Origin of the sequence: Sphingopyxis sp. QXT-31, from assembly GCF_001984035.1 — a bacterium.
In the GTDB taxonomy this organism is placed as follows: Bacteria; Pseudomonadota; Alphaproteobacteria; order Sphingomonadales; family Sphingomonadaceae; genus Sphingopyxis.
Map to the genome: position 1 here is coordinate 419,183 of NZ_CP019449.1, position 13,569 is coordinate 432,751.

Consider the following 13,569-nt stretch of genomic DNA (forward strand, 5'->3'; position numbering starts at 1 on the left):
ATGACTTTCGCCCTGAAACATGGATCGAAGTTGAGAGGTCGCTCGGCGTCACGGCTGGGCGCATGGCAGTCTCGGCGGAACGCATCAACCACTCAAGGGTTTCTTTGCGATAGCGAATCCCCTTTCGGGAACGCAGGGGCCATCGGAGGGGCAGAGACCATGCCATATGCGTGAGATGCTGATCGAGGACGAAGCGGCTCAAGGGGGCTTAGCCGTGCGCGAAAGTGCTGCGCACCTCGCGGCGCTTGTCGACGGGTCGGACGATGCGATCGTCAGCAAGACGCTCGATGGTATCATCACCAGCTGGAATCCCGCGGCCGAACGCATGTTCGGCTATTGTGCCGACGAGATCGTCGGCCGCTCGATCATCACCCTCATCCCCGAGGAACGCCGCAGCGAAGAAACCGCGATCATCGAGCGCATTCGCGCCGGCGAGCGCGTTCCGCCTTTCGAGACGGCGCGGCGGCGCAAGGACGGCAGTCTCGTCGATCTCTCGATCACCGTGTCGCCGGTGCGCCGCGCCGACGGCACGATCATCGGCGCCTCGAAGATCGCGCGCCACATTTCGGAACGAAAGGCGGTCGAGGCGCAGCTCGCCAGCCAGGCCGAGCGGCTGACCCACCTCAATCGCGCCGCCCTCCTCGTCTCGCAGGATCTCGACCTCGAACGGATCGTCCAGGCGGTGACCGATATCGCGACCGAGCTCAGCGGTGCGCGCTTCGGCGCCTTCTTTTACAATGTGCTGGGCGACGAGGGCGAAAGCTATCTGCTCTTCTCGCTCTCCGGCGCGCCGCGCGAGGCGTTCGAGCGCTTCGGCATGCCGCGCAATACCGCCGTCTTCGACCCGACGTTCCGCGGAGCGGGGACGATCCGGTCCGACGATATCCGCAAGGATCCGCGCTACGGCCTGAGCGCGCCGCACCACGGCATGCCAGAAGGGCATCTGCCCGTCGTGAGCTATCTCGCGGTTCCCGTGATGTCGCGCTCGGGCGCGGTGCTCGGCGGTCTTTTCTTTGGCCATGACGAGCCCGCCATGTTCAATGCCGAGGTCGAGGAGCTTGTCGAGGCCGTGGCTGCGCAGGCTGCGGTGGCGATGGACAACGCCCATCTTCACGAGGCGGCGCGCGTCGAGATCGCGGCGCGCGTGAGGGCCGAAGAGGAGCTCCAGCTCACCCTCGCCGAAATGCGCCACCGGGTGAAGAACACGCTCGCGATGGTCCAGGCGATTGCCGCACAGACGTTTCGCGAGACGCCGGCTACTGAGCGCGAGTCGTTCGAGGCGCGCGTCCGCGCCCTCTCCGACGCGCACGACCTCCTCACCGAACGCCACTGGGGCACCGTGTCGGCCGGCGAAATGATCGAGCGCGCGCTCCACGCCTTCGACAAGATGAAGCCGGGCCGCATCAGCCTCGCGGGGCCGGACGCCGAGGTGCCGGCGTCGAGGGCGCTGCTCGCGGCGATGGCGCTGCACGAACTCGGGACCAATGCGGTCAAATATGGGGCGCTGTCGGGCGATGCCGGCACGGTCGCGGTCGAGTGGGACATGGTGAACGAGAACGGTCGGGATCGGCTCCGCCTGCGCTGGAGCGAGCAGGCCGGTCCCCCCGTCGCGCCTCCCGCGCGCACGGGCTTCGGCACGCGAATGCTCGAACGGGCGCTCCGCGGGCAGGGCGGCAGCGCCGCGATCGAGTTCCGGCCCGAGGGTGTTTGCTGCACCCTTGAGCTTCCTGCATGACCAGCATCGCGGGCGCGGCGGGATCGCGCGAGGTTCGCGCGGTTCGTGGGTCGAGGATCGAAGGTGCGGGCCGAGGGTCGATGGTCGAAGGGAGCGGTTCGCAGGTGGGCGTCTCAAGCCTTGCTCGTGGCTGGCGAGTCGGGCGCGGCTCGGTTAAGGCGTAGCCATGGCGGGAATCGGATCACGCATCGACGAGTCGGGGACGCTGCTGCGGGTGGCAGGCGGCTTTGCGCTTCGCCGCGATCTCGGCGGCCGCTGGCGGCTCGACCTTCGCCGCACCCCCGTCGATCATGTCGAGAAGCGCGTGCGCATCACGGGCACGCTCGTCGGCGAGGATCTTGTCGAGGTCGACGGCGTCGCCCCGGAAGGCGCCGTAGCGCCCGGTGGTGCTCTTCCGGACAGCGGCTTGCCGCTCGAAGCATAGTCGCGCCGCTTCCGGCCCAAGCTGCGTGGGGACAGGCTTGCAAAGCCGGATGTCCGCCTACGTCCGCATGCCTCTCAATTTTGTTCGGCTGAAGCCGCGGAACAAAGTGGCGTAATGCCGGTTCGAGCTGCATGACCCAGACCATCGCCACCCCCGCACCCGCTGCCGATCCGGCGCGTATCGTCGTCCTTCTCTGTGCGCTGGCGCAGATCGGAGCTGCCCTTTTGCCGGTGATGGGGATCGGCACGCCGGTCGGCGAGCGTTCGGACGCCGTGCAGACGCTGATAACACCCGCGGGCTGGGCCTTCTCGATCTGGGGCGCGCTTTATCTCGGATCGCTGGTTTTTGCGCTTCTCCAGTTCACCGCTGCGGGGCGCGATAGCGCGTTGTTCGCTGCGCTGCGCTGGTCGGCGGCCGGGGCCTTCCTCGGCAACGCGCTCTGGGCCACCTGGGTGCAGCTCGGCGACATCGACGCGGTATCGACCCTCATCATTTTCGGCTCGCTCGTCTCGATCCTTATCGCCTATCGCCGTATCGCCACCTGGACCGCGTCCTTCTCGGTGGCCGAGCGCTGGGGCGCCATCCTGCCGCTGTCGGCGCTCGCTTCCTGGTTGACCGCAGCCTCGATCGTCAATGTCGCCGCCACGTTGCGCTATTATGGCGTCGACGCTCTGCCCGATGTCGCGCCGCTCATCTCCGCCGCGATTATCGTCGTCGGCGGTCTGATCGCGGCCGCGGCCCTTGCGCGGGGCAAGGGCAATCCGCCTTTCGCGCTCGTCTTCCTTTGGGCGCTGGCAGCGATCATCGCAGCCGGCGGGCAGGAGGCGGCTGCCGTCGCGGTGGCGGCAGCGATCGCGGCGATCCTCGTGCTGATCGGAATTTCGCTGGGCTGGCGCGACGGCGGCGCGCACCATTGGTCCGGCTCGAGATCGTAAATCTGTCCCGGGGGCGCTTGAGCATCTTCGCCGCAGTCGGTTTGATTTCGACCTTTTCCGAGGTTCAGCGCCCGATCGGCGCCTTCTTACGGCGAGGGGCACCGGGCGTCGCCGCGTCCCTGCGGCCAGCCGCGATCCCGACCCGCGCTTGAGGCGTCTGCCGGGGCGCGGCCCCGGCGCAACGGGCTTCGCCCGTCCTCCACTGCCGTTGCGGCCCTCCGGGTGCGCCGGTGCCTGGCGGCGCCCGGCTGCCTTTCTGCGCCGCGGGACGGGCTCGCGGGCAACGGCAGGAGACACATCATGGGCGCCATCGGCTTCGTCAGCGGCACGATCGAGAAGGGCTTTGTCGGCGAACTTCGCACCCTCTCGATCCGGGTGCCGATCGAAATTCGCATCAACCGCGGCAAGGGGAGCGAGGTGCAGCCCGACTACCGCGTCTATGCCGACGACGTCGAGATCGGCGCGGGATGGGTGCGCCTCGCAGCTGTGTCCGAGCGGCGCTACGTGTCGCTCGCGCTCGAAGCCCCCGAGTTCGGTCAGCGGCGCCTTTATGCGAACCTTGCTCGCGCGGCAGGGCAGGACAATCCCGATGCTTATGCGCTGCTCTGGAACCCCGCCGACTGACTGCGTTCGACAAACATGCGGCTTATCCTCGCACTGGCTGCAATAGCTGGTGCGCGGGAGCCGCCGCCTTGATAGGGTGACGACGATGAAGAGCGATATCGACCATCTTCCCCCGCACAAGCAGCGCGAACTCGAGCGCGTCGTCGAGATCGTTTTCGAGGAATTCGAGGATGCGCTGGCGCTCGCGACGCAGGGCTGGAAGAAGAAGGGCCGCATCTCGAAGATCATTCTCTACGGCAGCTATGCTCGCGGCGGCTGGGTCGACGAGCCGCACACCGCCAAGGGCTATCAGTCGGACTATGACCTGCTGATCATCGTCAACGACAAGCGGCTGACCGATCGCGCCGACTATTGGTCTAAGCTCGACGACCGCCTCATTCGCGAGCTGTCGGTAACGAAGACGCTGCGGACGCCGGTGAATTTCATCGTGCACAGTCTCGATGAAGTGAACTCCGGGCTGTCGCAGGGCCGCTATTTCTTCATGGACGTCGCGCGCGACGGGATCGCGCTGTACGAAGCCGAGGACAGTGAGCTTGCCGAGCCACAGCCGAAGACGCCGCATGCGGCGCTGGAGATGGCGCGGGAATATTTTGACGAGTGGTTTCATAGTGCCGGGCGCTTCAAACGCGCGTCGGAATTTTTGATCTCGGAGCGCGGTCTAAAGGAGGCGGCTTTCAACCTGCATCAGGCCACCGAACGTTATTACAACTGCGCGCTTCTGGTCTGTTCGTTCTATTCACCGCACGTCCACAACCTTGCGTTTCTAAGAACGCAGGCCGAGCGGATCGATCCCCGGCTAGCAGAAGCGTGGCCGCGAGAGGCGAAGATCGATCGTTCACGTTTTGAGAAGCTCAAGGAAGCTTACATCAAGGCGCGCTACTCGAAGCATTATCGCATTTCCGAGGATGAGCTTTCCTGGCTCGGCGAACGCGTCAGAGAACTGGCAAAGGTGGTGGAATCGGTTTGCGCCGAGCGGATCGCTCTGCTGGAATCCACTGCAAAACAGGCAGGCTGATAGGGCTCGACCGTTCGCTTATTTGCCGCGGAACCGTTTGAATTTTTCTCGGGCTTCGGCGGTTTCGACTGCGATACTTGCGTTCTGGCACTCATCGCCGCGGTGAGTATCGTCCTCACAAGCAGCGACGATATCCCGCGCTTCCTCCAGATGGCTCTCGAAATACTGCAGACTGCGCGGCTCGCTTCGTCCGCACGCCGCCAAGGTGACGGCAATCGCCAAGGTCATGATCGCACGCAAATCGCCACTCCTGCTGAACCTCCGTGGCCCAACTTAGCGTCGCAGCTTATAAGTGCGAGGTCGTCGACCAGAGATGCATCCAAACTGAGAGCATCTCTCAGGCGGCTTTGCGCCTCTGATCGGTCGTTCAGACAGTTCGAAGGTGCTCTCAAAAGCTGCCGTCCGATAACGCAGCGGCTACCGGGTAGTTAGTGAGCGTTTGGTCAGCCTCAACCACAATTCATTTGGGGCGGCAGCGTGTCTGAAGCGCTGGGTCGATCTTGGTTGGTGGCTCGGAAACTGGATTGGACGAAATTGCTGCTCTCGAAACGTCGTTGGAGGAACCACCGCTTGCTATATGCTCGCCCAGATAGTCGACGCGGGCAGACCGCGTAGGAATGGAAGATGGAAGGATTTATCGTGGCGAGCAGTGCGAACGCGCGGGAATTTCTTGATTATTACCTCGGCCTTGATGGTGACCCTGAGTTCGCGGTGCTCCTCGAAGGCCCGTGGGGGTCCGGCAAGAGCCACTTCGTCGAAACCTATTTTCGCGACCGCTTGGCGGAAGTGAGGAAAAAGGACGCGGAAGCCAAGGATCCGCTGATCCATGTGTCGCTGTTCGGCGTCCGCGAACTGTCTGACATCACGACCCAGATGTTCGAGAAAGCTCATCCGATCCTTGGTGGCAAGGCAGTAAAGCTGATCAACAGCGTCGGGTCCAAGCTCGGCGGGCTGGTCGGCCTGAGCCTCGACCCGAAGGAAAATGCTGCGCTGCTCGAAAGCATGTCACTCAACCTCAAAGACCGGATCCTGGTGTTTGACGATCTCGAACGCTCGCCGCTGCCGCTTGTAGAGGTGATGGGTTTCATCAATCGTTTCGTCGAGCACGACAAGCTCAGGGTGATCGTCGTCGCGAGCGAGGACGACATCCCTGAAGGACAGAAAGAAGAATATAAGGGGCGGAAGGAAAAGCTGGTCGGTAAGACCATCAAGGTCGGCTCCGATCCCGGCGAGGTGCTTGATGTTTTCACAAAACGGCTGAAGACGCCCGCGGTGCTGAAGGCGATCGCCGACAACCGCGAGCGACTTCTCACCACATTCGCCGCCTCTGGCCGCCCGAATTTCCGCAGCCTGCGTGCTGTGCTCCTGGATTATGAGCGCATTATAACCTTGGTAGACCCTCGGCTGCGCGCCAGCGAAGATGCCATGGGCCAACTTCTGCTGAACATGGTAGCTCTTGGGGTCGAATTCCGCAGCAATACGCTCGACGATAAGGCGCTGCGCAATCTTCAGACTGACATCCGGCTGCGACTGAAACTTGGGGCCAGTTCCAAACTCGATAGCGATACACAGAAGCGGGCGTCGGACCTACGCACACGCTATGACCATGTCGCGTTCAACGATCCGATCATCCGCCCTGATCATCTTGCCGACCTCTTTACCAGCGGCACCGTCGATCTCGGTGCGGTCAACGAGCATATTGCGCAGCATCCCACTGTCGTAGGCAATGCCGAAGTGCCGGCGTGGCGGTTCATGTGGAGCTGGTACGATCATCCCGCGAGCGATTATCAGACTGCTCGGGCACGCTTCGCCGACGACCTTGCCAAGCGGAAGATCACGCACCCCGGGCAAATCCTGCACGCCGCCGGTAGCACAATGCGGCTTAAGAAATATGGCGACGACCTGCTCGGCGGCCGCACCGTGAAGAACTATTTCACCGAATATCTGGCCGACCTCGAAGCGGCTGGTACACTCGAGGTAGCTCCCGATCTGTTCGGGCACGCTGCAGGCTCCTACGCGGGCTTGGTCTATAATGAGGCGGACACGCCAGAATTCGGCCCGATACGCGCACTCGTGAAGGTTGCAGCGCAGCGCGCGCTCGAACGGACGATGACGACCAGCGCGCCGACTCTGCTAAAGCGACTGCAGGACGACCCCGAAGGCGCGCAGATGCTGCACGAATGGGGTCTGGAGAACGGCAATTACGGCGGCGTCGCGATCCTTCACAATATCGCGGTCGCTGACTTTGCCGATCTCGCGTTGATCGACGGAAAGCCTAACGACCGGCTGATGGCGGCACTTAACGAACGACACCAGCAAGGCTATGATGCTGCGCTGGACCCGGAGCTTCCTTGGCTCGAGCAGTTGCGCGCCGAGTTGATGAGGCGCGCGGCGACGCTGTCTCCGCCCTATCGCGAATTTTCCCAAATGCGTCTCGGCTATTGGTTCCGGGACCATGACAAACAGATCGCCGCCTATCGGGCGAAACTTAGGCCGGTACGCAAGCCGCGCGCGACGAAGGCTGGTTCGGGCGCACCGGCTGCTAAGACTAATGGTAAACCACTCCTCAAGCCGAAACCCAAACCCAAACCATCCGGAAAGATCTAGCCGTCGCCTAGGACGACGAAGCGGGCTGAGGATGACTAAGGATCAATAGCTAGCGGCGGAAGGCTAGTTTCCGGGCTTTGCCGGACGAGTGAACCAGCGGTCCCGGAACGAGGGAAATTCGCGTGCATAATACTTTGCGATCTCGTCGAGATCCTTTTTGTGGTCCGGTTTGTCCTGTCCGACTTCCGCCGCGCGCTTTCTCCAATAGCGAAGCCCGTTCCAGAGTTTTGAGATGATTCGACGCGGCACATCCTCTCGTGTCGAGCGCAGTCGCTGCACATAGACGCCGGAGACGACATAAGGCCGCCGATCGCTCCCCTTGCCATAAACGCCGTTCTGTGCCGACCATAGCGCATGTGGCAACGCCTTTCCGAAATGCTTGCCCAGCATCGCGACCGCGACTGCTTCGGCCTCGATGTCGCTCACCGAATAGAGCGTGCCGATATAGGCGCGGGCACCGGTGAACATGAACCGGCCGGCCAGCTCATGCCATGAGACGCAGGCATTGTTAAAGATTATCGGTGACCCTTCGCAGGCGAGCGCTCTCGGCATTGGCAGATAGTTGTTGTCCGCCATCGCCAGCACCGCCGATCCTAACACCCGGTCCAGTGGCTCTGTGTGAACGGGATTGAAATCCTCGTCCCGGACCCGCTCGGACCAGTCGCGGATCGCGCTTCCGACATAGAGGTCGGCCTTCGCGACCGGGTCATTCCAGTCAATCCCGTCGAGCGAGTGGAAGCGATTATACTGCATGACTCGTAGCAAATCCTCGTCGTCGGTGTGTCCGACGCCGATCGCGACGTCGACAACCAGCGTGCGATCGATGCCCTCGCTGTCCCGATATTCGTAGGTCCATCGATAGCCGGACGCATCGCCGCAATGGGTCGCGAAAAGGAGCAGGTCGTATGGAAACAGATCGACCATCTCGCTGACGGCGCGGACATTGGCGCCGCCGCCCTCATATCCGCGGACAAAAATCTTGCGCTCGGGAAGGAGCTTTGCCGCGGCCTCGATCTCCGGCGCCGCGACTTTTTGCGGATTGACCAGGACCGCGATGTTGGTGCCGCGCGTCCCTGGCTGCTCTGCCGCAAACCCATTGACGATCGCGAGGCCGAGATCGGGATAGGTGAACAGATGGGTTCCCGGCAGTTCGGGAAAGGCGATGCTTATCGGTAGCCGTCGCACAATGAAGGTAAGCGAGCCGTTCGCCGGCAAGTCCACCGGCCCGACTAACTCACGCATCCTCGTTGAAATGCGCGCGCGCTCCGCCGCCGCGTTCACACCCGGGGCATCGATGCTGTAGAATGCTTCCAGCAGTGCCTTGCTTTCAACCTCGTCGGTCTCGTCAAAAATGTGCAGTCCGGCATTCAGGGCATAGGCGTAGTTTGCCGCGACGACCTCGGAGAGCGGTTCATGCGCCTCGCAGATCACCAGATGGCCCGACTTTGAAGACACGGCGTCACGGGGAGATACTTTGTCTGTGAATTCGATCAGCTGACCAGTGTAGAGCGCCGTGAGCAGGCCGAGGCCGATGCGATCCCGGCCCCACACGAGCCGGTCACGTTCCACGCGCTTCGGATCGACCGACAGCGCCGCCACATCGTCCAACCCGATCACCTTGACGTGATTGTCCGGCAGCTTTGCGATCAGCGATTCACGTGCCGCCACCGAAAGACCGGCCAGAAGTGTCGATTTCGCGCCGGCATTGCTGATCGTCGCGATGCGCCGGATGACCTCCGATGCGTGATCGGGGCGGGTGAGGCGCGGCCCGTCAATGACTGGCAAATAAGTGTCACGGCGTGCCAGCGCGCTGCTGATCGCGGCCGCCAGTTCAGGATCGTCAGAGACGATCGCTTCATTCGAAAAGTTGGGGCACTTCATGCGCATTTGGCCACTATCAACGCCGCCGCAATCGCGTCCAACGACAGCATCTGCAGCGAGGATGTTTGGCGCGATGACGGCAGGTGAACGACTCTGGGCACAGCCACGCTTAGAGGCTGAAGACGGACTGAGGCCGCAATCGGGACGAACTGGCCCAAATCGTGTCCGGCAGTTCGGCAGGGCTGTCTGCATCTGATAGCCGCACGCCGCCATAAATGCGGTATCGCCAGACGGTCAGATGAGGATCGTCGATGGCTTGGGCGCCATTGTAGCTGATCAGTCCGTCGCCAAGTGATCGTGTCACTTTGGCCCGAGCATTCATCATCAGAAGCGACGTCATGAACGGCTCGGCAACACCGGCCAAGGTGCCCGCTCCGATGAAATAGTCTTTCGGGATTACCACTCCGAAATGATGGGCGGCAAGACCGCGGGTCACTAGCGCGAACAACGCGTCCAGCTTCTTGCCGTCGAACGGGAGCGTGATCGTGCGTTGCGTGATACCATTCTCGGTCAGCCATGCATCTTGGCGACCGGCTGCGAGATCGCGATGAAGCCGACGATTTTTGGCCAGCCGGCGCGGCGCCTCGGTATCGAGCATCACGGACGCGGTCGGGTGACGGCTCCCGAATGGCAGCACCGCAACCAGATAATGCTCGAGTTGCGACTTGGCGTTGTTGCACGGTCCGCAGGCCGCGACCTTGGGAATGCCGTCGCGATGTGGGACCGGCAGAAACTCGCGCGCGATCACATGGTCGACGGTTTCGGATATTCCTTCTACGCCGCAATAGACGCAGGTCTTTCCCTTGAACTTCTTGCTCATCCCTGTCGCTCAAACATATTCTCAACCGATGGTGCCGTAAGCTCGCCAATCTGCCTCGTGACTGCGCAAACGTGAACCTTTTTTGATAGGTCGGATGGAAAAGGTCGGGAACGGCGCGTCTACCCTATGTACCTTACCCTCTTGAGAGTCTTGCTGAACAAAGGTGAGCCTTCCTATCGCGCACGATCAGAAGCGGTCTGTCAGTGGCCGGCCAGAGAAAGCTGAATGGCAGCCGATCCGAAACGCGCCTCATGTCGGCCATTTGCGACCTACGCTGATCAGACCCCAAAGCAGACGCCGGATTTCCTTGGGGTCGGAGGCAGCTCCGCGCCCTAACTTTGCCTCTCAGATCAGCTCGCCCGCATTCCACACGCTGCAGTTTGATTAGATAGGCGAGGATGCGAGGAGTGCTTTGCTACGCTGAACGAACTTCTATCGTCCCGCCAACGGTGAAATGCTAAGGCAGGTTGGGCTTGCCGCGCAATGAGCGGGGAGAGGGGAGTTCGCATGAAGGTAGTGTATCTTGGGCGCTCGACGCGGCGCGGAGCTTTGCCTGAGCCAGGAGTGGAGGGTGACGCTATCGAGTTGTTCGAGAATAATTGGGACGACTTTGGCAACAAGACCACCTTCGGCACTGCCTGCCGCATCGCTGGAGAGGAAATCGAGCTCGGCTATGTCAAGCTTATGGTCGAGGGCCACGACACGACCGCGATCTATCTCGATCGGCTCAGAAAGACAGGTTGGAACGGAGAGTTTCCGCTGCCGGAAGGCGACTATCTCTCGGTTCCGGCCGAGATAACCTTCTATGAACAACTGGCCGGCCGGATTGAGCTTGCGGGCGCCGAGCAAGTGGCCAAACTGCTACGCGACTCAAGCTACCTAGTGAACATCGCCCAAGACGAACGAGCGACCGAGCTTCTCGATACCAGCGCCTTTCGCAAGTCGCTTCAGCGCGAGCGCGGCGAGGTCAAGTCGTTCCTCGACGGATGGAAGCTCTTCGCCAGCCAGGCCGTCGATGTCATGGACCTAGGGTTTCGCTTCACGGATGTATTCGATGAAGTCTCCAATCTGGAGCTGCGGTTCAGCGCGCAGGGTCTGCTCCCGCGCGACATTAACGTCCTGATCGGCCCGAACGGCGTCGGGAAATCCCAGCTCCTTCACCAGATTGTGCGCGACTGGTTAGATGACGCTGAACCGGAGCGCGAGACGGGATTTGCCCAAAAGCCGAATCTCAGTCAGCTCGTCGTGGTATCCTATAGTCCCTTCGAGCAATTTCCCGTCGATCTGCGCGGGCGAAACAAGCAGGATCAGGAAGTATATCGCTACTTCGGCTTCCGCGGACGATCGGTTCCTCTTCCGGGGACGAAGCGGCCTGGTGGCATAAGGTTGACCCACGAGGCGCCGAAACGGAACGCGGCCGCTTCGCTGATTGATTGTCTCGCCGACGACAAAAGATATCGTTCCCTGCCGGGATGGCCTCAAAAGCTGAAGACAATGGAGCGTATCCTGCGGACGGCATTCGACTTCGACGTGGCCGCGGTGACGATCGAACGGACGGACTTCGACGCTGGCCGCTACTTCGCGGGCTCGGAAATTGACGAGCCAAAGATCTTCGACGTGCCGGGGGCGGAAGAGGGCCGATTTTTTGTAGGCATTGACGCATCAGGCGTCCAAGAATTGAACGTCGATGGCATCCGTGAGGATCTCGTTGCCGCCGAGGGCGTCGTCTTCATCAAGGACGGCAAGCCGATCGAGCTTAGCTCGGGACAGAAGCTGTTTTCCTTCATCGTGATCAACATTCTCGGAGCTATTCGCCGGGACAGCCTCATTCTCATCGATGAGCCGGAGCTGTTTCTGCATCCCACTCTGGAGATCCGGTTTGTGGGCATGCTCAAACGCATCCTCCAGCATTTCAATTCGAAGGCGTTGATGGCGACGCATTCGGTCGTGACAGTTCGCGAGGTGCCGAGCGACTGCGTCCATGTTTTCGTGCGCACCGACGAGGGGCTGGTCGTCAAGCGGCCGCCATTCCAGACATTCGGCGGAGACGTGCAGCGCATCTCTTCCTATGTGTTCGGCGACAGCGCAACCACCAAGCCATTTGAAGGCTGGATCAAGGAGCAGCTTGACGAGCTTGGCAGCGCCGACGCGCTGATCGAGGCTCTCGGCGAAGAAATCAATGAAGAACTGATCATCCAGATACGCGCCATGGACGGCAATCCATGGTGATGCAGCTCCCGCTTCCGGCGGCATGTAGCGTTGCTCTGGTCGACCAGGTCGTCGCGCAGCGCCAGAACGGCATACATGCGGCCTTCTTCACTGGTATTGCCGAGCAGTGGCGCGAGCGAGTCCAGCACTATTTGGATCACGGTGGATCGCCCGAGTATGTTCCCTTCTGGCCCGAAATTGCTGTGCGCAGGGGAACGTTCCACAACCTGTACAAGAGCGCGGCGGTTGGTTCAGCGCATGGCGACGCGCTGGACCCAATCCGTAACCATGATCTCGATCTCTGTCCCGCCTGCGGCGAACCGGGCGCGCCCAACACTCTGGATCACTACCTTCCGAAGGGTAGGTTCCCGCACCTCTCGATCATTCCGGCAAATCTGTTTCCGATGTGCGACGCGTGCCAGGCGGAGAAGCTGGAAAAGACAGGAGATGGGAACCACCCGCGCTTCTTCATCCATCCCTACTTCGACGTCTTCTCCATCCCACGTATCGTCGACCTCGCCATCGATGCGCCCTATGATGCGCCAACCTTCGAGCTTCGGCCGCACCCCGACCTGCTACCCGAAGAGGCCACGCTCGTCGGCGTGCATCTGCGCGAGCTCGACGTGCCGGCTCGCTATGTCCGCTTCTTTCGTAACGAGTATCGCCGCCTAATCCGCAACGTCGTCAAATTGCGAGTTGCGGGGCTACCGATCGAGGCGACCATCGACGGATTTCGTGAAGGTTTCGCCGACCCGACCCCCAATTCGTGGCAGCATGTTTTTTATTCTGCGGTGCTGGGCAACGCCGCTCTCATCGAGTTCCTGACGAATGCTGAGCTGCCGGCCTATCCTTAGGGTGCGCGGCCAGGCCCGAGCGTCATCGCGGCGCCATAGGCCCCGGCCTCTTGCGCGCCTTGCGCCAGCTTCGCGAGACCTTCACGGCGGATCGCATCGCGTTTTTCCTGAAACGCCAACAAATCGGCGCTGCGGATCCGGCGATGATTGCCGGTTTTCGTGAAAGGGATCTCGCCGCGATCGAGAATACGCACTAGATATTGCCGTGACACGCCGAGGAGAGCAGCCGCTTCTTGGCTGGTCAGTTCCTTGTCGCGGGCCAGGACGTCAACTGCAGCGCCATCTGCGACGATCCTCGCCGCCCGCTCGATCATGCTCAGCATGGGTGCGGATAGTGTGGCTGCGCGACCGTCTTTGCCACGCAGCTCGAACTGGTCCCGTGAACGACGGTCACCTAATAACGAAACTAGCTCGCGCGCGACCCGACGATCCGCACTCGACACGGCGGTATTAGCATTTTCGGGTT

At 61.8% G+C, this 13,569-nt stretch carries 12 protein-coding genes; 8 read left to right on the forward strand and 4 right to left on the reverse strand.

The genetic code is table 11. From position 1 onward, the window contains the following. Positions 1-214 precede the first annotated feature (214 nt). From BWQ93_RS21015 to BWQ93_RS02105, 5 genes are all read left to right on the forward strand, one after another. Positions 215-1,735 (forward strand): PAS domain S-box protein, encoded by a 1,521-nt coding sequence (locus BWQ93_RS21015; protein ID WP_232314705.1) that lies wholly within the window; start codon positions 215-217, stop codon positions 1,733-1,735. A gap of 166 nt (positions 1,736-1,901) precedes the next feature. Next, positions 1,902-2,159: a DUF5818 domain-containing protein gene (locus BWQ93_RS02090; RefSeq protein ID WP_077029075.1), complete on the forward strand. Its 258-nt coding sequence runs from the start codon at positions 1,902-1,904 to the stop codon at positions 2,157-2,159. A 131-nt stretch (positions 2,160-2,290) separates the two neighbouring features. Then, entirely contained in the window at positions 2,291-3,094 is an 804-nt protein-coding gene (locus BWQ93_RS02095) for a hypothetical protein (RefSeq protein ID WP_077029076.1), read from the forward strand. A gap of 300 nt (positions 3,095-3,394) precedes the next feature. Next, the gene (locus tag BWQ93_RS02100) at positions 3,395-3,718 is read left to right on the forward strand and encodes a DUF736 domain-containing protein (RefSeq protein WP_077029077.1); all 324 of its coding nucleotides are present in this window, start codon (positions 3,395-3,397) and stop codon (positions 3,716-3,718) included. Positions 3,719-3,803: 85 nt separating this feature from the next. Then, the gene (locus BWQ93_RS02105; RefSeq protein ID WP_077029078.1) at positions 3,804-4,733 is read left to right on the forward strand and encodes a HEPN domain-containing protein; all 930 of its coding nucleotides are present in this window, start codon (positions 3,804-3,806) and stop codon (positions 4,731-4,733) included. An 18-nt stretch (positions 4,734-4,751) separates the two neighbouring features. Here the strand turns inward: BWQ93_RS02105 and BWQ93_RS02110 are convergent, their stop codons facing one another. Next, positions 4,752-4,973 (reverse strand): EexN family lipoprotein, encoded by a 222-nt coding sequence (locus BWQ93_RS02110; RefSeq protein ID WP_232314706.1) that lies wholly within the window; start codon positions 4,971-4,973, stop codon positions 4,752-4,754. A 384-nt stretch (positions 4,974-5,357) separates the two neighbouring features. Here BWQ93_RS02110 and BWQ93_RS02115 point away from each other — a divergent pair, with 384 nt between their 5' ends. Beyond that, positions 5,358-7,340 (forward strand): P-loop NTPase fold protein, encoded by a 1,983-nt coding sequence (locus tag BWQ93_RS02115; RefSeq protein WP_077029080.1) that lies wholly within the window; start codon positions 5,358-5,360, stop codon positions 7,338-7,340. 63 nt (positions 7,341-7,403) lie between these two features. Here the strand turns inward: BWQ93_RS02115 and BWQ93_RS02120 are convergent, their stop codons facing one another. Together BWQ93_RS02120 and BWQ93_RS02125 are read right to left on the reverse strand one after the other, a co-directional pair. Beyond that, positions 7,404-9,227 (reverse strand): hypothetical protein, encoded by a 1,824-nt coding sequence (locus BWQ93_RS02120; RefSeq protein ID WP_077029081.1) that lies wholly within the window; start codon positions 9,225-9,227, stop codon positions 7,404-7,406. Between the two features lie 103 nt (positions 9,228-9,330). Then, positions 9,331-10,041: an HNH endonuclease gene (locus BWQ93_RS02125; protein ID WP_077029082.1), complete on the reverse strand. Its 711-nt coding sequence runs from the start codon at positions 10,039-10,041 to the stop codon at positions 9,331-9,333. Positions 10,042-10,548: 507 nt separating this feature from the next. Here BWQ93_RS02125 and BWQ93_RS02130 point away from each other — a divergent pair. Beyond that, a complete protein-coding gene (locus BWQ93_RS02130; RefSeq protein ID WP_077032148.1) occupies positions 10,549-12,270 on the forward strand; it encodes an ATP-binding protein in 1,722 nt (573 codons plus the stop codon). After that, positions 12,264-13,103 (forward strand): hypothetical protein, encoded by an 840-nt coding sequence (locus tag BWQ93_RS20485; RefSeq protein ID WP_083720512.1) that lies wholly within the window; start codon positions 12,264-12,266, stop codon positions 13,101-13,103. The genes BWQ93_RS02130 and BWQ93_RS20485 overlap by 7 nt, the downstream gene beginning before the upstream one ends. Here BWQ93_RS20485 and BWQ93_RS21020 read toward each other — a convergent pair. Continuing rightward, positions 13,100-13,426 carry a helix-turn-helix domain-containing protein gene (locus BWQ93_RS21020; protein ID WP_198040450.1) on the reverse strand — a complete coding sequence of 109 codons (327 nt, stop codon included), beginning with the start codon at positions 13,424-13,426 and terminating at the stop codon, positions 13,100-13,102. The two genes, BWQ93_RS20485 and BWQ93_RS21020, sit on opposite strands and share 4 nt — an antisense overlap. Between the last annotated feature and the right edge of the window lie 143 nt (positions 13,427-13,569).